This window comes from Endozoicomonas montiporae CL-33, from assembly GCF_001583435.1.
GTDB classification, from domain to species: domain Bacteria; phylum Pseudomonadota; class Gammaproteobacteria; order Pseudomonadales; family Endozoicomonadaceae; genus Endozoicomonas_A; species Endozoicomonas_A montiporae.
Map to the genome: position 1 here is coordinate 2597237 of NZ_CP013251.1, position 18802 is coordinate 2616038.

Annotated in this window: 14 protein-coding genes; 9 read left to right on the top strand and 5 right to left on the bottom strand. The window is 50.3% G+C overall.

The genetic code is table 11. The annotated features are described in order from the left end of the window. Positions 1 to 491: 491 nt before the first annotated feature. The gene (locus tag EZMO1_RS11875) at positions 492 to 1586 is read left to right on the top strand and encodes an enoyl-CoA hydratase/isomerase family protein (protein ID WP_034873817.1); all 1095 of its coding nucleotides are present in this window, start codon (positions 492 to 494) and stop codon (positions 1584 to 1586) included. 75 nt (positions 1587 to 1661) lie between these two features. Here the strand turns inward: EZMO1_RS11875 and EZMO1_RS11880 are convergent, their stop codons facing one another. Together EZMO1_RS11880 and EZMO1_RS11885 are read right to left on the bottom strand one after the other, a co-directional pair. Further along, positions 1662 to 2288: a deoxynucleoside kinase gene (locus tag EZMO1_RS11880; protein WP_034873819.1), complete on the bottom strand. Its 627-nt coding sequence runs from the start codon at positions 2286 to 2288 to the stop codon at positions 1662 to 1664. Between the two features lie 233 nt (positions 2289 to 2521). Further along, positions 2522 to 3598 (bottom strand): arginine deiminase-related protein, encoded by a 1077-nt coding sequence (locus tag EZMO1_RS11885; protein ID WP_034873821.1) that lies wholly within the window; start codon positions 3596 to 3598, stop codon positions 2522 to 2524. A 423-nt stretch (positions 3599 to 4021) separates the two neighbouring features. On the opposite strand from EZMO1_RS11885, the gene EZMO1_RS11895 reads away from it, so the two are divergent. From EZMO1_RS11895 to EZMO1_RS11905, 3 genes are read left to right on the top strand one after another with little or no spacing between them, the layout of a single operon-like run. Further along, positions 4022 to 4255: a FeoA family protein gene (locus tag EZMO1_RS11895; protein WP_034875232.1), complete on the top strand. Its 234-nt coding sequence runs from the start codon at positions 4022 to 4024 to the stop codon at positions 4253 to 4255. Continuing rightward, on the top strand, positions 4252 to 6621 hold the full coding sequence (gene feoB / locus EZMO1_RS11900) for a Fe(2+) transporter permease subunit FeoB (protein WP_051789563.1): 2370 nt from the start codon (positions 4252 to 4254) through the stop codon (positions 6619 to 6621). The genes EZMO1_RS11895 and feoB overlap by 4 nt, the downstream gene beginning before the upstream one ends. Next, on the top strand, positions 6612 to 6860 hold the full coding sequence (locus tag EZMO1_RS11905) for a FeoC-like transcriptional regulator (protein ID WP_034873825.1): 249 nt from the start codon (positions 6612 to 6614) through the stop codon (positions 6858 to 6860). Before feoB ends, EZMO1_RS11905 begins: the two co-directional genes overlap by 10 nt. On the opposite strand, the gene EZMO1_RS11910 is transcribed toward EZMO1_RS11905, so the two are convergent. Both EZMO1_RS11910 and EZMO1_RS11915 read right to left on the bottom strand, forming a co-directional pair. After that, complete coding sequence (locus EZMO1_RS11910; RefSeq protein WP_051789565.1) at positions 6835 to 7419, bottom strand: methyltransferase; 585 nt, start codon at positions 7417 to 7419, stop codon at positions 6835 to 6837. The genes EZMO1_RS11905 and EZMO1_RS11910 overlap by 26 nt on opposite strands. Continuing rightward, positions 7416 to 8426, bottom strand: a complete 1011-nt coding sequence (locus EZMO1_RS11915; protein WP_082211742.1) for a GlxA family transcriptional regulator — start codon at positions 8424 to 8426, stop codon at positions 7416 to 7418. The genes EZMO1_RS11910 and EZMO1_RS11915 overlap by 4 nt, the downstream gene beginning before the upstream one ends. Positions 8427 to 9035: 609 nt before the next feature. On the opposite strand from EZMO1_RS11915, the gene EZMO1_RS11920 reads away from it, so the two are divergent. The 4 genes from EZMO1_RS11920 (at position 9036) to cysK (ending at position 15511) form a co-directional block, all read left to right on the top strand. Continuing rightward, positions 9036 to 10868: a beta-ketoacyl synthase gene (locus tag EZMO1_RS11920; RefSeq protein ID WP_034873830.1), complete on the top strand. Its 1833-nt coding sequence runs from the start codon at positions 9036 to 9038 to the stop codon at positions 10866 to 10868. Between the two features lie 211 nt (positions 10869 to 11079). Next, positions 11080 to 12483: a hypothetical protein gene (locus EZMO1_RS11925; RefSeq protein WP_034873832.1), complete on the top strand. Its 1404-nt coding sequence runs from the start codon at positions 11080 to 11082 to the stop codon at positions 12481 to 12483. Positions 12484 to 13063: 580 nt separating this feature from the next. Next, positions 13064 to 14401, top strand: coding sequence for a purine-cytosine permease family protein (locus tag EZMO1_RS11930; protein ID WP_034873833.1), 1338 nt, complete (start codon positions 13064 to 13066; stop codon positions 14399 to 14401). A gap of 138 nt (positions 14402 to 14539) precedes the next feature. Further along, positions 14540 to 15511, top strand: coding sequence for a cysteine synthase A (gene cysK, locus EZMO1_RS11935; protein WP_034873835.1), 972 nt, complete (start codon positions 14540 to 14542; stop codon positions 15509 to 15511). Between the two features lie 9 nt (positions 15512 to 15520). On the opposite strand, the gene amt is transcribed toward cysK, so the two are convergent. Next, complete coding sequence (amt, locus tag EZMO1_RS11940) at positions 15521 to 17581, bottom strand: ammonium transporter (RefSeq protein WP_051789566.1); 2061 nt, start codon at positions 17579 to 17581, stop codon at positions 15521 to 15523. Between the two features lie 290 nt (positions 17582 to 17871). On the opposite strand from amt, the gene EZMO1_RS11945 reads away from it, so the two are divergent. Continuing rightward, on the top strand, positions 17872 to 18792 hold the full coding sequence (locus EZMO1_RS11945) for an SPFH domain-containing protein (protein ID WP_034873837.1): 921 nt from the start codon (positions 17872 to 17874) through the stop codon (positions 18790 to 18792). Positions 18793 to 18802: the final 10 nt, after the last annotated feature.

Below are 18802 nucleotides of genomic sequence, written 5' to 3' on the forward strand. Positions count from 1 at the left end.
GCTCCTAGCAAGAGGAAACGGTTGCCATGCTCACTTCAGAACAAAGAGTAATCCTTCAGCTCCAGTTTAGAGAATTACGTGTACCAAGGTACTTTATGAAACCCGCTAAAATAGGGCTTTATGAGTTCCTATTGCCCTGAGATGCCCTAATATTGCCATTAAAAGGCAAATACAGGGCTGCCAAAGAACATGGACCTGCCAGAAATACGTAATTTCAGGTCCAAATCAGTGGGTTTAATGAAGCAGGCTTCCAAAAGTGGTTGCGGAATCCCTTGTGCTGCAATGCCTAAGACGAACTTAAATAAGTTGTACTATTGTGCACGTAATTCTCTAATGTGGAGGTCTAATAATCACATTCACATATTTGTGGATTGAACGGACTCTTGTGACATCGTCTAAGAATGATGCTGGTTTGAAATCAAAATCCTTGTCTCATATAGTGAGCTAACAGCTTTATAACAGTTCAAGTTTACCTCTGCAGGGGGAAGTCAATGAGCGGGAAGGTTGAGTTTCAGGAACTGGATACCCACAGCGGTCATCGCATCGGTGTGGTGACCCTGAATGCCACAAAGAGCCTTAATGCGCTGGATCAGGCAATGATTGATGCACTGTACCAGCAACTTCAGGGATGGGAACATGATGAGGGGATTGTCTGCGTCTTTCTTCAGGGCGCGGGTGAACGAGGGTTTTGTGCTGGTGGCGATGTCAGAGCCATCAGGGAGTCTGCGCTGAAGAGTGATCAGGCAGCGGTTCAGGCATTCTTTGAGCAGGAGTATCGTTTGGATTACCGGATTCATGTCTACAGCAAGCCAGTCATTTGCTGGGGACACGGTTTTGTTATGGGAGGCGGTGTCGGTCTGATGGCAGGAGCCGACTTCCGGGTAGTCACGGATACGACGGTGATGGCAATGCCGGAAATTACCGTTGGCCTGTATCCGGATGTGGGTGCTTCCTGGCTGCTGGGGCATATGCCGGCAAAAGCGGGGCTGTTTGCTGCACTGACCGCTTGCCAGTTAAATGCCGCCGACGCTATGTATCTGGGACTGGGCAACCGGTTTATTGATCATGCATTCCGGCATAACGTGCTGGATGCGCTGCAACAGGCCGACTGGCAGCAGGATGCTTATCAGGTTACCTACGGGGTCGTACAGAAGTACGCTGAACAAAGCGCCGGATGGCTGCCTTATTCCAAGATTCGTGAACATCGTGACCTGATCAAAAATATGATGGAGAAGCCTTCCCTTGCGGATATTATGTCAGCGCTGGAGGCTCTGGAAACCAGTGATGAATGGTTGAATCAGGCTCGACAGACTGCGTTAAATGGCTCGCCACTGTCTGTCAGACTGGCTTTTGAGCAGCTGCGACGTGCACGACACTGTTCTCTTAAAGAAGCGTTTCAGAGTGAACTGACTCTGTCGGTTAACTCGGTGATGCAGGGGGATTTCTGCGAAGGGGTAAGGGCGTTGCTGGTGGATAAGGATAAGCAGCCAGACTGGCGTTTTAAATCGTTGGCGGATATTGCACAGGGTGCTACTGATTCTTTCTTTGTGTCTCCCTGGCAAACTCACCCGTTGGCGGATCTGTGACAGACGAAAGGCTATAGTCTTCAGGCTTCGGAGCAACGACTCTGAAGCCTGTGTTTTCGATTTAAGATGGCATTCTCAATGCTGACGAATAACGTCCAGAATTTGTTGTGCCACCTGATGTTCACAGCCAAAATCGTTCCAGTCCATGGTCACCAGTGGGGTGTTCATGGAAGCACAGATTTGCGGCAGTATGGCTTCATGGTAGTTATGGATGTCACGGATGTATTCAAAGGGCGTTCCATCTTCCGCTTCCCGTCCCCGACTTTGCAGGCGCTCGTGAGCCTTTTCCGGAGTAGTATGCAGGTAAACCACCGCGCTGATGCGTGGGTAATCTTTCAGACGTTTCTGGATTTCACAGTAGTGCAGCATAAACTCGGTGTCTGGCTGCTCCATGCTGAGAAAGTTAGCCTGGGTAAAAATCAGATCTGAATACAGTGATCGCTTAATCAGATAGTTGCGGTTGGCTGGCAGGTTTTCAACGATTTCTGCCCGACGCTGGGTAATATACGACTGAAAACGAATACGGTTGCCCGAAACAGTCGGGTTTTTGGTGAATTCGCCCAGCAGTCTGGCAAATTCAGGGTCTTCAGCCGGTTCCTGAATGGGGTCCCAGTCCAGTGCTTCAGCCAGCTTTGGTAGCAGGGTCGATTTGCCGGCTGCGATATTGGCTTCTACTGCAACAAAGTGATTGGTCTGTGTCATCCGCGAACCTGGTGTAATAGTCATTAAATCAGGGCGCGAACGATAGGGAATTGTAGACGGTGGTACAATAAGTATTCAAACCAGTCATTGAACCGGTTTTGACTATTTTAAGTCACTGACCACACGACTGTTTTGTTAAATTCCCGGAATACCAATGGGTCCTGGCAAGTCAGGTACCAGAGAGCATCCGGTCAGGATGACAACAACTGCGAACAGGAAAAGGTATTTCATCGTCATTCCGTCGTTTTTGAGTGATTCTGTCTGATGTATTGTTTCGGCTGGAAGAATATTTCTGCCAGCATGCAGCCAGCGCTGCCACCGCCAAAGGTTTCTATGACAGGCAGATCAAATACCAACAAGTGGTCATTGAAACGGTTTAATGCCCTTAGTTGTTCATCATTGAGTGTCTGAAAGGCGGTGCGGGACAAAACGGTAATGGTTTCACCCTGATCATTTTTCAGAGGTACAAGATTACCGGCGTATGCCGTGGTCTGGTCCGGAGTGATGTCAATGATGGTTTTATCAGACAGCGCTTCTAACACTTGTCTGCGATGATTTTCTTCACTGATGCACTCACTGCACAAAACGGCAAATCGCTCCCCAATGCTCATCATCATGTTGGTGTGGTAAACAGGCTGGTCCTGAAAGAGCGTTCTGAATGAAATCAGCTTATAGTCCTGCCTGTTGGCAAACGCCTGTAACAGTAAGGCGTCTGTTCGTGGTGACAGTGCGGCGAACATGACTTTGTTTTTTCTGTCCAGAACAATACTGCTACTTCCTTCCAGCGCCTGATGGCCAGTGACATCTTTTAGAGCATCATCATTGTACTGGCTGGAAATACCCTGCATATTCAACGCTTTTCTGAGCGCCTTAATATCCGGTGTCTTTTTCTTCCGTTTCGTCAGCATGGGAAACAGGTCGATCTGTGTGTTGCCGGTTGTACCGCACTGAACCTTTTGGGGGCAAGGAGAAGGAAAAGATATAAACCAGTTATTGGGGAAAGCAGCCCCGGGTGCATTGGGTGAATGCGTCGCTGGCAGCTCGATCACATGTACCTGGTGCTGTTCCAGCTGTTCTTTGGCAGCCGTATATTCCTGCATGGCTTTGGCCGTGACAGAAACTGATCCTTCCTCCTTTAAATGACGTATAAGAGGCTTGTTTTTAGACGTGGAAGGCTTTGTCCTGTCGGTTTCAGCAAAGTGATTAGGTGGCACCATGACCACGTAGGATGTCAGTGCTTCATCCGCATGAGCTTGTTGCAGGCAGAAAGTGGAAGCAATAAAGAGTCCGGCAAGGGCGAGCTGTTTCATGGCAGTGGTTCGGATCGTCACGTGTTTCAAAAAGCTAATGGGCAAGATAGACGTGTTTACCCCGATAATCTCAGGTTTTTGCCTTTATACTCAGCCTGTTATCTCTACAGAATCGGTTTATGTTTCAAGTGGTGTTAAACGAGTACCTGAAAAACCGGGCAGGGCATCAGAGTTGCAGGCAGTCTGGCAACGCTTTGGCCTGATGTTGTTTCGGTTTTTACTGTATTTCGTAAACGAACGTTTAATTGTAATTATTCTCATTTACGTATACTCTTAATTTGCTTTTTTTATCTCTTCTCTGGTCGCCAATAATCCCACTCATAAAGGCCAGAACGTATGACTTGATGTATAGCTTCTGACTTTATCCGATCCTTTTGTGATTGCAGCTATCTTCTGTCTATGATCGCAGTAATGGAGATTTATATGACATCGATTCTTGGTGAACTTCAGGTTGGGGATTCCGGACAGGTAACCGCCTTTCGGGATGCAGGAGCTGCTTATCGACGCAAATTGCTGGCGATGGGTTTGACACCGGGTGCGCGATTTTCTGTGTGCCGTGTTGCTCCTCTGGGTGATCCTATCCAGCTTCAGATCCGGGGCTTTCAGCTCAGTGTTCGTCGCGATGAAGCCGCTGTGGTTGAGGTGAGCCGGATATGAGTGATCATGTGTTTGCCATTGTCGGTAATCCAAATTGTGGTAAAACCACGGTTTATAATGCCCTGACCGGCGCAAAACAACGGGTGGGTAACTGGCCCGGCGTAACCGTTGAGCGCCGGAGTGGTTATTACCAGCATCAGGGGCTGGATATCGAAGTGGTGGACTTGCCCGGTACCTACTGCCTTGATGTGGTGGATGATCAGGTATCCATGGACGAGCGCATTGCCCGTGACTTTATTCTGGAACGTGAAGCCGAGCTGGTTCTGAATGTTCTGGATGCTTCCAATATTGAGCGAAACCTTTACCTGACCACGCAGTTGCTGGACATGGGGCTACCCGTCGTTGTTGTTCTTAACATGATGGATGTCGCTGCAGACAAGGGCATGGTGATTGATCCTGAAGCCTTGTCAAAAATGCTGGGTTGCCCGGTATTTACCATGGTCGCCAGCAAAAATGAAGGTGTGACAGACCTTAAAGATCAGTTAAACGAATTCTTTCGAACCACTATACCCGCTTCAAAACCGTTGTTTCTGGGTAAAGCGCTTGAGCCGGCCATCACCCGTCTGGAAAACGCAGCCAGCGAACACCTTGAAGACAAAACGGTTGCGCGCTGGTGCGCCATCAAATTGCTGGAAGCTGAAACCAGCGGTATTACCAGTCTGCCGGAATCATCCCGTTCTGCCTTGTTGAAGCAGGGTACTGACTTACGTGATGCCCTGGAGCGAGAGCAGGGTGCTGAAGTCGATATCCTGATAGCCAACGGGCGCTATGATGCCATTGGCGGCATGATGAAAAAGGTGATCAAACAACGCGGTGTATTGAATCATCAACTCAGTGAACGCATTGATCGTGTGGTTCTTAACCGTTTCCTCGGCTTGCCTGTTTTCTTTGGTGTCATGTATCTGATGTTCATGTTCTCGTTGAACTTCGGCAGCGCCTTTATCGATTTCTTTGAAATTCTTGTCGGTACCATCATGGTGGATGGTGTCACTCATGTGCTGCAAGGCATCAATGCGCCGGGCTGGGTGATCGCCTTGCTGGCTGAAGGTGTGGGTGGTGGTATCCAGACCGTAGCGACCTTTATACCCGTTATTGCCGCCTTGTTCCTGTTTCTGTCAGTACTGGAAGACTCGGGCTATATGGCCAGGGCTGCGTTTGTTATGGATCGCCTGATGCGCTTCCTTGGCCTGCCGGGTAAGGCCTTTGTCCCTATGCTGGTCGGCTTTGGCTGTAACGTGCCTGCGATAATGGCAACACGAACTCTGGATAACCAGAGAGACCGTCTGCTGACCATTGCCATGGCACCGTTTATGTCCTGTGGTGCCCGTTTGCCGGTGTATGCCCTGTTTGCAGCAGCCTTTTTCCCGGCCACCGGTCAGAACGTTGTATTTATCCTGTATCTGATGGGTATTCTGGCGGCAGTCGCGACCGGACTCATTCTCAAAAACAGTCTGCTGGCTGGAGAGACCTCTCCTTTTGTTCTAGAGCTGCCCAATTATCATTTGCCTTCTTTAAAACAGGTACTCTTGCGCACCTGGGATCGTCTCAAGACCTTTATCCTGAATGCAGGTAAAGCGATTGTTCTGGTGGTCGTTGTGCTCAACACACTGAACTCACTGGGTACCGATGGCAGCTTTGGTCATCAGGATTCCGGTTCGTCCATGCTCAGCCATATTGGCCAGAGCATTACCCCGGCTTTCAAACCCATGGGTATTGAAGAAGAGAACTGGCCTGCTGCAGTGGGTATCTTCACCGGTATGCTGGCAAAAGAAGCGCTGGTGGGTACGCTCAATGCCATGTACACCTCCATTGCAGATGATATGAATGGTGATGACGGAGCGGATGAGTCTTTTGATCTGATGGGTGGTATTTCGGAAGCCTTTGCCTCGATTCCGGAAAACCTTGTGGGCTTGAAAGAGTCTTTCTCCGACCCTCTGGGTATGGAAGTGGGCGACCTGAATGATCTGGACAGCGTTGCGGAAGAACAGGAAGTAGACATGACGACCTTTGCCGTGATGCGTAACCTGTTTACCAGTGAAGCTGCCGTGGTCGCTTACCTGCTGTTTATTCTGCTTTACACACCCTGTGTTGCGGCGCTGGGTGCGATTTATCGGGAAGCCGGAACGGGTTGGACACTGTTTGTGGCAGGCTGGACCTTCTTTGTCGGGTACTCTGTCGCTACTCTCTACTACCAGCTCTCGCTGCTGGCTGTGCAGCCGTTGGTAACGCTGGGCTGGGTCGCTGCTTTTGCAGGCACTCTGGCGATACTGTTTATGGTGATGCGTCGCATGGGTAACCGTCAGTACAGCGGACAACTGGTCACTGAAACCGGGTGCGGTAACTGCCGGGAGTGTTCATGCTCATAGCCCTTCGTGACTACCTCAGCAGCCAGGGCATTTCGTCCCTGGCCGAGCTGAGCCAGCGATTTAATGTCAGCCCCGATGCCATGCGTGGCATGCTGTCACACTGGATGCGCAAGGGCAGGCTGGTGCAGGAACAGTCAGGGTGCAGCAAGGGTTGCGTCAGTTGCTCTCCGGAACAGCTGGAAATGTATCGTTGGCTGGAGACCGGAGCTGACGCTATCCCGCTTTGCCAGTTGGACTAATGCCAGTTGGACTAACGACCTCGTTTTCTTTTCTGTAGACGAACACGGACGTTCGATACAAATCCTCCGCTTTTATTTTTTCAATCTTGTTCCAACCCGGTAGCGCAAAGGTGTGACTGATCACCGGGCACTTCCCAGGCAACTGCTGTTTAAGAAACGGATCAAGCCGCTTCATTCCTCCGGGGAACAGGTAACAGGTAACGAGCCCGGCATCATCTAGCCGGGTATTGAAAAAGTCTTTCTTCTTTACGGTGATATTGGTCTTATGGCTGGTGACGGCTTTGGCGAACAGGTACGGAATGGTGGATTGCTCATAGCCCGTTATCCTGTGGTTCGGATAGTGTTTGCTGAGCATCAGAAGCAATGTTCCCCAACCACAGCCCAGTTCATAGATGTGGCCTTCTACTGATTTCGGTAACAATCGCTCCATGGTTTTTTGCACTGTTCGGCTGGTGGGAGTAGGTGTGATTCCCAGCTTTAACGACCATAGAACAATGGAACCTGTGGCGAGGAATGCCAGCCCGGTCAGCAGCCAGGTAATCCACTCCGTTTCTGTCATTGAGTCTCCAGATAAAACAGTTTGCCCCGGACACTGCGCCGGAAGTCCGAAGGATTAAGCTGGTAGTGTTGTTTAAATTGTCGGCTGAAGTAGTCCGGATCGTTATAGCCCGATTGCAGGGCAATCTCGGTAATGGACAGGTCGGTAGACTTCAATAGCTCGGCGCAATGATTCAGGCGCAGCTGTTGCAGGTATTGCGACGGAGACATGCCGGTGGCATCACGGAAACGACGGTTCAGGGTGCGTTGGGTCAGGCCGGTAATATCCTGCATTCGCAGGCTGTCGATTTCAGATTGAATATTCTGCCTTAGCCAGTCCTGTAAATTCACAATGATTTCATCACCGTGACTGGTGGTGTGGTCGTCAGCGTAGTGGGTTTGTTCAAACGGTCGGCGGATTTCATGGGAAAACTGCTGGGCCACGCGGTTGGCAATGTCGCGTCCCATAGCGCGCTTGATAATATGTACCATCAGATCAGCCACCGAGTTAACACTGCCGGCACAATAGATGCGTCCTGCCCGGGTGATGAGGTGATGAGGTTTGAACAGTACGTCCGGATAGTGCTTACGCAGCCGGTTCAGATAATACCAGTGTGTGGCTGCTGGCTGATGATCCAGCAGTCCACACTCTGCCATCAGGGCAACACCGGTACCAGCGACACAGAAGGTCGCGCCATTCAGGTACTGTTTCCGAATCCATTCAATGGTTTCCGGTGAACGCCTGACAATAGGCATAGGGTTACGCCACAGAGCCGGTAATAAAATCAGGTCGGCGGTTCCGGAAGCGGCGAGATCCAGAGACGGTGTCAGCAGAATGTTGCCATGGGATGACACCGGCTCACCGTTGTGACTGCACAGCTGAGCATCTATGGATGAGTGCTGACTATCCATTCGGCTATAAAGACTGGCGGCCGCCAGCATTTCCATGGGCAGACTGATGCTGGTAGTCAGCATATGTTCCAGCAAGGGTACCCTGACATGGCGTAATCGGAGAGAGTCGGAAATCATTGCTTGTTAACCGGATTCTTTCGTAGTGACTTGAAAAATGACACTGACTTAAGAAGCCTGGAGAACAGCAACACACGACTCTCTAATTCGATGAATCCAGACTGTAGGTTGGGACGAACGAAGTGACTCCCAACACGGTGAGCTTGTTGATAGCTGCCACACAGGTCTAACGTACGCAGAGTCACCGTGTTGGGAGTCGCGTTCCGCTCGTCCCAACCTACAGTCTTTTGTTTTAATGAAGTCACTGTTTAATTCAGCACCATGAGGTTAAATGGAGTGGCTAAATTGTCGGACTCTTTGGCTGTTTTGTCCAGATGGTGTTGTGACAGTGCCATTACACTATGACGTCATAGTGAAAGTACTGTTTCCTGCCTGTCATAGGAGGCTGTCCAAGAATAGACTGCCCTACTGTGGTGGCAGCAAATTGGTCTGAAAAATCGCTTTTGTTCGTCAAATAGCTCGCTATTCTCCTTACAAAACCGCTTTTTCATCCTCAATTTTCTGCCATCCTCGCTACGGGCGCTATTCTCGGACAGCCTCCTAGTGTTCTTCATTGTTTAGTCAGGTTGCTGGAAACAGGTATCAGCATTTGGTGTCAGGAGTGTGTGAGTGTCCAGATTACCCGTTATCGTTGCCCAGGGTGGCGTCAGTCCGGCAGGACGTAGCTCCGGTTTTCATGGTTACCGACGTCTGGTGTTTGACCGACTCGGGCAAACCGAACAAAAACAAACCCTGCAGGCCATTGCACGTTTACGCGGGCTGGACCACACCGCCAGTGAACAGGAGATTCTGGCCGGTACCCTGATACGCCAGCTGGAAGATAACCTGTTTGACGCCGACCATCTTTATCTGCACAACGCTCTGAATGTTCAGGAAGGCTCTGAACTGATTCTGCCTGCACGGCGTTTGCCTGCTCTGCCTGAAGGCTGGGTGGCAGAACCTTTGGCTGACGGCAAACACGTTCGTGTCAGAGTGTCTGCCAGTCATAAAATGATGCTGCCCGGTACCCGCGTTTCACCGGTAAAGGCAGCAGGCCAGTTGCCAACAGGCTTTCAACCGGAAAAGCTCTATCAATCCCGCCATCATCCCCGTTCACTGGCCATGACGGTGTTCGGTGCATCGGATGCTGTATTGTCTTCCGGTCTCGATTGGACGGGTCTGAAAGGATTGCTGGCGCCGGAAGAAATGGCGGTGTATTCCGGCAGTGCCATGAGTCAGCTCGATTACAACGGCAATGGCGGCATGATGCAGGCGCGTTTGTTGGGTAAACGCGTGACGTCCAAGCAGTGTCCGCTGGGTTTTGCGGAAATGTCAGCGGACTTTATTAATGCCTATATTCTCGGTTCACTGGGCGCTACCGGTACCAGCATGGGTGCCTGCGCCACCATGCTCTACAATCTGCAACTGGCCGTGAACGATATTCGCAGCGGGCGCCGTCGTCTGGTGGTAGTAGGCAATAGTGAAGCGCCTGTAACACCGGAAATTATGGACGGTTATACCACCATGGGAGCGCTGGCGACCGATTCCGCGTTGAGGGGGCTGGATGAGCTGCTGGACAGTGAAGATCCGGACTGGCGCAGAGCCTGTCGCCCCTTTGCCAATAATGCTGGTTTTACTCTGGCTGAATCATCCCAGTTCCTGATTCTGATGGATGATGAACTGGCTATGGAAGCCGGTGCCGAGGTGATGGGTGCAGTAGCGGATGTGTTTGTCAATGCGGATGGTTACAAGAAGTCCATATCGGCTCCGGGCGCTGGTAACTATCTGACGGTTGCACGGGCTGCCGCTTTGGGTCGATCCATTCTGGGTGAGCAATCTTTACGTCAGCGCAGCTATGTTCAGGCCCATGGCACGGGGACGCCCCAAAATCGTGTAACGGAATCCCATATCCTCAATGAAACAGCCAAAGTCTTTGGTATTGATCAGTGGGCAGTGTCTGCAGTGAAGAGTTACGTGGGGCACTCTATCGGGGTGGCCGGTGGTGACCAGATGATGTCTACGCTGGGGGTTTGGGATCAGGGCGTTATTCCCGGTATCCGAACTATCCATAACATCGCCGATGATGTTCACGCTTCCCATTTGAATATCCTGACAGATCATCTGGACACCGGTGTCAACGGAATGGACATGACGCTCGTCAATGCCAAGGGTTTTGGTGGCAATAACGCCACAGCATTGGTGTTAAGCCCTGATGTTGCCCGCTCGATGTTGCAGAAAAAGCACGGTGAAAAAGCCAGTACCGAATGGCAGCATCGACAGGAAGCCACTATTGAGCGCCAGCGAGGTTATGAAGACCAGCACCAGCAGGGCACTATGACGCCCATTTATCAATTTGGTGAAGGCGTGCTCAGTGGTGAAGAGTTGGAGTATACCGATCAGAAACTGTCGGTACCGGGCTATGGTCGTGCGACTGATCTGAATTTGGAAAATCCCTACTGGTAATCATTTTTCATGTGCCCCCGCTATCCTCAGGGGGCTTTGCCTTTTCTTTTCGTTTTACCGGTTTTTCAAAGCCCTTTGTAAAAGCACGGGGCTTCTGTTGATTTTATTGGTGACTCGCGCCATTCTCATTCAATTATTGTTGGCTATCATTGTTGTTTATTGATACGCAGTGTCAGATAGTAGCTGCCCTGATAACTGAAAGGAGAATCGCATGCTCATTAATCGTCTGAGTTTCGCTCTGGTGTTAGCAGGCGCATTGAGTGTTCAGCCGCTGATGGCTCAGGATGGGGCTCAAGCCGGGGTCGGGCGTGTGGATATCAGCCATGCCGGTCAATCCAGTCTGACTCTGTATTCTGACAAGGCATTTGTACGGCATTCACTGTTTGTAAAACCAACGGATCAGGGTAGTTTGCAGGTGGTGGGGATGCCCCGTGACTGGGATACCGACAGTCTTGAGCTGAGCTATCAGATGCAATCGGGTTCGGTGACACCGGCCCAACTGCTCTGGCAACAGGGCGGTTTGAATCGGGATACCATTTATCGCGGTATGGTGGGTAAACAGGTTGAACTGCTCGGTGGTGGTCTGAATGTACCGGTACAGGGCACGATGTTGTCTTACCATTCCGGCCTTGCGCTGGTTCAGGGCACCAATGGACGGCAGTATCTTGTTGACTGGAATGATCCTCAGGGCATTCGTCTGGCGGGTCGGGATGCCATGGTGTCGGATAACCAGCTGAGTTCAAGAATTTCTGCGTCGTTTACTCCGGAACAAATGAAGCAGCTCAATGCTGATAATCTGCAGTTGTCTTATGTCACACCGTCCGTTCGTTTCAGCAACCATTACCGCATGAGCGTCAACGATTCCGGTACTGCCCGACTGGAACTGAGCGCACTGCTGAACAATAACAGTGATACCAGCTTCAGTCAGGCTGATATCCGGCTGGTGTCAGGAGACACTGGCAGATCGGTCGGTTATGCCCGCAGCAAGCAGATGATGATGGAAGCTGCTTCGCCAGCCATGGACTCTGCCGGTGAGCGAGTGGGGGAGATGCTGGTTCAGAAACTGCCACAGGGAACCCGCTTACCTGCACGTTCCAGCCAACAGCTCAGTCTGTTGCATATGGATCCGCTGAAGGTTGAAAAACTCTACACGCTTGATATTTACGGACGCTCTTATGGCGCTCGCAACAGCATAACGGAAAGACCCCGGCTGACCTATCGTTTCAAAACCGACAAAGACCTGCCTGCTGCACCGGTAAAGCTGTTTGAAGAAACCAGTGATGGTGCAACGATCATAGCGGGTGAAAGCTGGCTGGCTCAGACGACATCCGGCGATTATGCCCGTTTGACCATGGGAGAAGCTCTGGCGGTTCGGGTTGAGCGCGACCTGAAGAGTTCCCAGCAACAGGATAAAAGCCTGAAAAACCAGTGGCAGGCGGTGATTCGAAATGATCAGGATGTTGAAGTTCAACTGACTCTGACCGAGCGTGATTCCGGATTATTGAAAATTAGTGACGTCAAGGGTGCTTCTCTGGATGGTTTGCGGACTCTGACTGTCAAAGTGCCGGCTAAAAGCTCTAAAGAGATCAGTTATCAGGCGACCTACCGGCTGTGAGTGCGTAATGAGCTGATTGCCTGAAAATTGTTCGGAAATGGCAGACACTGGTCTGCCATTTTCAATTTCGCTGTATAAATATGATGTGGATCGTATTTGTTTTTAGCGACACTGGGTTATGATCCGCCTTCCAGTAATAATTATTCGGTAGTGGTCTAAATCTGTGATTTCTCATCTTGTTATCTCGGTGTTGGCAAGGTCTACAGACTTTTATGATCACAGGTTTGACCCACTACCCGGTTGTCCATTGGTATCGAGCATATTGATGATATTCTTGCCGATATTGAACAGGCGCTGGTTGCCAGCCAGAGTTAAGTACTCAACAATACGAAATCATATTTTCTGACTCATTGTTCAGGCACTCTCGGTAACTGCTCCTGCGTTACCCTATCTCCTGCATCCATGCAGTCGTGACTGCGTTGCAACTCTGGTCACATAGCTTGCTATGCTCCCTCCGTTGCGCCTTGCAGAGCACCTGCCCAATAAGCCAGAAATATTCGATTCCGTATGGCTGAGTACTTAGCGGGTCTTCTTTACCTGTTCTATCCTGAGTCTTTTTTATGACTCAGGAAATAAACGTTTGCACTCCCCGATAGCCCGCTTCCGATCCCAGATTGAAACCTATGGTACTCAACCCGTTCCGTCCGGCCAGCGCCGGTCCGGGAGTTACGACCTGTTTGTCATCATGGCCAATTTTCTGGTGAATCCTGCCAGTATATTCAGTGCAGCGCTGGGTGTGGCAAGCGGTTTGTCGTTTCTTGTGGTGGTCATGACTCAGGTGGTATCTCTGTTTGTCGCCATGGTTGTGCTATTGGTTATGGCACGGATGGGGGTGGATTACGGGCTGACCGGGCAAATGGCGTGTCGTACTGCGTTGGGAGTTAGGGGCGGGCGCTGGCTGACGTCACCGCTGAGGGTCATTTGTTCTGTATACTGGTTTGCCTTTCAGACTCTGGTGAGCAGTCTGGCACTGACGGCTATTTTATCAGAACACTTTGGCGTTGAATTACCCCTGACCACGGTCTCACTGATGTTTGCTGTACTTCAGGTTTCTGTCGCTCTGGTGGGGTACAGGTGGTTGCAGGGACTTTTTGGGCGGGCTTTACCCCTTAAAATCCTCTGCCTCATGATTATTGTCATCCAGCTCTGGGATAAACAGACTGCCAGTCAGAACTGGTTTGGTTTGCCATCAGGCAATGACTGGCTCCTGGTCATGCTCTGGTTTAATGCCATCGTCGGCAGCATGCTGACCAATGTGGCCGATTCCGCTGATCTGGTGCGCTATGTCAATAGCCGAAGAAGCCTCTGGGTGGGGGCAATGTCCGGCGCGTTGTTCGGTGTGGCGCTGGGAGCAGGGCTGGGTGCCTGGATGATGACCGTTGTGGGCGGCAGTGCTGATGAGCTTTACCACAATGTCCTGCGTATGGACTCCAGCTTGTTGATGACCGTCGCGATGATGGTGCTGATTGTGATGGATAACTGGACCATTAATGTCATTAATTTGTATACGGGTGGTTTGTCACTCAGCCATACGCTTGAACCGGTTAGTCGATTTACCTGTACCTTGCTGATCAGTATTCCTGCCATCTGGCTGTCGGGCATGGCTGAAGTCATTCATAGCTATCTGCAGACTCTGGAAAAAGCGAGCGTATTGTTTGCCGCCATTGCCGGAGTCTTGCTGGTGGATTATTACTGCAGAAATTGGCGACTGAATGTTCAAGCACTGTATCAGGTGGATGGCGAATACTGGTATCAGCATGGTTTTCAACTCAGTGCGCTGTTGATTATTGCTCTGGCGGCACTGATTGGCTATTCAATACCGGAAGCCTGGCCTTTACCTGTCATTGTTATGTTAATTTCGGCTGTGGGTTTTCGTCTGGTTTTGTTTAGCAGGCAGAGAAAGGCTTCTGCCTTATAACGAGAATTTATATTCTAAATAGTTATTAAATAAGAATAATATATTCCTTCAATTTATATAATGCTGCGATATGATGGCCTTGCTTGTTTATCCTTTCATGCATATAAAAGTCACTATCAACGACTATGGGTTAATAAAATGGCCAAGGTTTTCGCAGACAACTCCCTGTCAATTGGTAACACACCTCTGGTTCGGCTGAACCGCATTGCCGGCGATCATGAAATTTACGTAAAGATTGAATCACGCAATCCGGCCAATAGCGTGAAGTGCCGTATTGGTGCCAGCATGATCTGGGAAGCGGAAGCTTCGGGTAAACTGCGTGATGGCATGGAACTGGTAGAACCCACCAGTGGCAACACCGGTATTGCACTGGCGTTTGTTGCATCTGCCAAAGGTATTCCTTTAACCCTGACCATGCCGTCTTCCATGAGTCTTGAGCGACGGAAAGTGATTAAGGCTCTGGGTGCCAAGATTGTTCTGACCGAACCAGCCAAGGGCATGTCGGGTGCAGTGGCAAAGGCAAAAGAGATTGCTGAAACCAATCCTGAACAGTTTTTGCTGTTGCAACAGTTTGAGAATCCGGCGAATCCAAAAATCCATGAAGAAACCACGGGGCCGGAAATCTGGAACGACACCGATGGCGAGATTGATATCTTTGTTGCGGGTGTAGGCACCGGCGGAACTATCACGGGTGTTTCCCGCTATATCAAGGAAGTTCGGGGTAAGAAAATGACTTCTGTAGCCGTTGAACCTACGGCGTCACCGGTTATTACCCAGACTCTGACCGGTAAAGAAGTTAAACCCGCACCCCATAAAATTCAGGGTATTGGCGCTGGCTTTGTACCGGGTAATCTGGATCTGTCGCTGGTGGACCAGGTGGAGCAGGTCAGCAATGAAGACGCCATTGCCATGGCGCTGAAGCTGATGCGTGAAGAAGGCATTCTGGCCGGTATTTCAAGCGGTGCAGCCGTTGCAGCGGCTCTGAAAGTAGCTCAGGAGCCTGTACATAAAGGTAAGAAAGTTGTCGTGATACTGCCGGATTCCGGAGAGCGTTACCTGTCAACAGCGCTGTTTGACGGTGAGTTTAGCGAGCAAGAGCTGGTTCAATAACCCTAACGGTTACTCCCACTTTACCGGAATCTGAACGGTGAAGTGGGAACCATTACCCTCTTCACTCTTTACCGATATTTTTCCACCCATCAATTCAACCAGTTGTTTGCATATCGTCAACCCCAGACCGCTGCTGTGGGCTTCTTTATCGGCAAACTCTTCTTCCTGACCGAATGCGTCAAATACTGTTTCAAGGCTTTCAGCAGGCAGGCCTGTTCCTGTATCAATGACCTCAAGAACCAGATAATTAGTAGTGTGATTCCGTGTTACCGAAAGGCTTATCGTTCCATGATCGGTATAACGACAGGCATTGCCCAGCAGGTTAATAATGACCTGACGCAACCGGCGTGCATCGGCGGTTATCGTTTTTGGAATGCCCATTTCAATATAAATATGGAATTTCAGATCTTTGTTCAGCACTTCTGTCAGGAATACTTTCCGGCACTGCTCTATCATTTCAGGCAGGTCAAATGCCGCCGTTTGCAACGGCAAATGACCGGACTCCAGTCTGGAATAATCGATAACATCATTCACTATATCGAGAAGGGCGTGCCCAGACTGATTGATAATATCAACCCATTGTTGTTGCTCGTCCGACAGTGTTTCCAAACCCAGCATTTCTGATGTCGCCAGAATGCTATTGAGTGGGGTTCTGATTTCCTGACTGACTTTGGTAATAAAGAGCGTCTTTTGCCGGTTGGCAGAGTCAGCCTGTGACTTCTGCTCTGTCAGTTCATTGTTGGTTGTCTGCAATGTTTCCAGGCTGCTTTCCAGCGCCTTTTGACTGCTCAGGAATGACTCAAGGATATGGTTGTATTGTTGGGTAATACCGGAAAGCTCAGAGAAAGGATCGCTCTCCAGCGATTTATATTGTTGACTCTGTGCCTGCAATTCAAGGTCGTGGACAATTTCTGACAGTTCGGTGATAGCACCGTGTTCGCTGATATTCAGACCTATCTGTTCACTTTCTGCACTCACTCTGAGTGGGTACCATCGGTTGACAACTTTAAGCAGTGTATAGCTCATGACAAATGACCAGACTACGACGCAGCTAACACCGAGCAGCTGAATGCCAAACTGGGAGATTAAGTCGTGTCCGGTATTAAGTATTTCGGGATCACCCAGCAGTCCTACTGACAGAGCTCCCCAGGTGCCGGCACCAAGATGAACCGGAATAGCGCCGATGACGTCATCAATTTTATGGTGCTCAAGGAAAACGGTCATGCCACTGCAAATCAGCCCGGCCATTGAACCAATCAGAATGGCTTCAGGAGGTTGAACAGCGTGGGCTCCGGCGGTGATTCCCACCAGTCCTGCCAGTACACCGTTTGCCACCATGGGAATATCGGTTTTATGGAAAAAGACTATACTCCAGACTAGGCTGGCGAGCCCTCCCGCACAAGCTGAAATAAAAGTGTTGATCATCACCAGACTCAGCAGGGCATCCATTTTTAACAGACTGCCCATATTAAAACCAAACCATCCCAGCCATAGCAGCATCACGCCCAGCAGACTAAGCGTCTGGTTCAGCCCTCTGAAGACTTTATAACTCTGCTCACCAAATCCAAGTCGAGGGCCTATGACCAGTACGGATGCCAGAGCAACAGCGCCTCCTAATGCATGAACCTGTGTCGCACCGGCAAAATCCACAAAACCTGCTTTTGCCAGCCAGCCCTGAGGAGTATCAAACACGCCGCCCCAAACCCATTGTCCGGAGATTGGGTAGATCAGTGTGACGATGATCAGACTGATCACCATGTAAGCGCCCAGACCACAGCGTTCTGACACGGCTCCGGAAACAATCGTGGCAGCCGTGGCGGCAAACAGGGTTTGGAACAGTAAAAAAATGTAGGGATAGTGCTGACCATCGGGATGGGCATTCTGACTGAAATCAGAAAACCAGCCGTACTGGATAGTAAATCCGATGGCAAAGTAGAACAGCGTCACAAGAATCAGGTCTACCAGATTTTTGGCTGCGACATTAACGGTGTTTTTACTGCGGACGGCACCGGCTTCAAGGCACAAAAAAACCGCCTGCATCAACAGCACCAGCAGGATGCAGAGTGTCATAAAGAGGGTGTTGGATGTTCCTTAGGGCATGTACTGTATGTCCGGTTATGAGCAGTTGAAACAGTACAGCGATTTTTTATCTGTTCTCTTTTTGAATTTAACAGTTGCACGAAAAGCGTTGGTCACATGTGAAGGACATGGCATCAATGATTTTATGATGGATTTAGTACTTTGCCCCCTTGGGCGGTAAGGCATAGAATAGCCAGAGCCTTTTCAGCCGCTCATTTCAACATGGGCTACTGACAAGCCAAGCGTTGTATTTTCTGGCAACCCTCACATGGAGTTGAATTATGGGATTTGAAATCACTGCTATTGCATTTGTACTGCTGATAGCTGTGCTGATTGCGACCGGGGTTCGAATGGTTCCCCAGGGCTATAACTACACAGTGGAGCGTTTCGGGAAGTACACCAAAACCCTGCCACCCGGGTTGCATGTTATCGTGCCGGTGATCGACACGGTGGGTAACAAGATGAACATGATGGAGCAGGTGCTTGATATTGCGCCACAGGAAGTGATTTCATCCGATAATGCCCAGGTCACCACCGATGCGGTGTGTTTCTTTCAGGTTCAGGATGCAGTAAGAGCGTCCTATGAAGTAAACGATTTGCCCAGAGCCATGCAGAATCTTGTAATGACCAATATTCGTGCGGTACTAGGTTCTATGGAGCTGGATGAAATGTTGTCTAACCGTGACCGCATCAACGGACAGTTGTTGACCAAGGTCGATGAAGCCACTGATCCGTGGGGTCTGAAAGTCACCCGTATTGAACTGCGTGATATTGCACCGCCGCAGGATCTGGTGGAAGCCATGGCGCGGCAGATGAAGGCGGAACGTGACAAGCGTGCCCAGATTCTTGAAGCCGAAGGTGCCCGTGAAGCGGCCATTAAAGTCGCTGAAGGTGAGAAGCAGGCCCAGATTCTGCAGGCTGAGGGTGAGTTGGAAGCCGCCAAGCGCGAAGCCGAAGCCAGGGAGCGACTGGCCGAGGCGGAAGCGAAAGCGACGGAAGCGGTTTCTCAGGCCATAGCCAGTGGTGATCAGCGGGCGATTAACTACTTTGTTGCCCAAAAATATGTCGAAGCTTTGAAAGAAGTCGGTGCAGCCGATAACAGCAAGTTGATTATGATGCCGCTTGAAGCCAGCAGTGTGATCGGCTCTCTGGCAGGTATCAAGGAGCTGGTTGGTGATTTGTCGGGCAATAAGTCCCCTTAAATAACAGGTT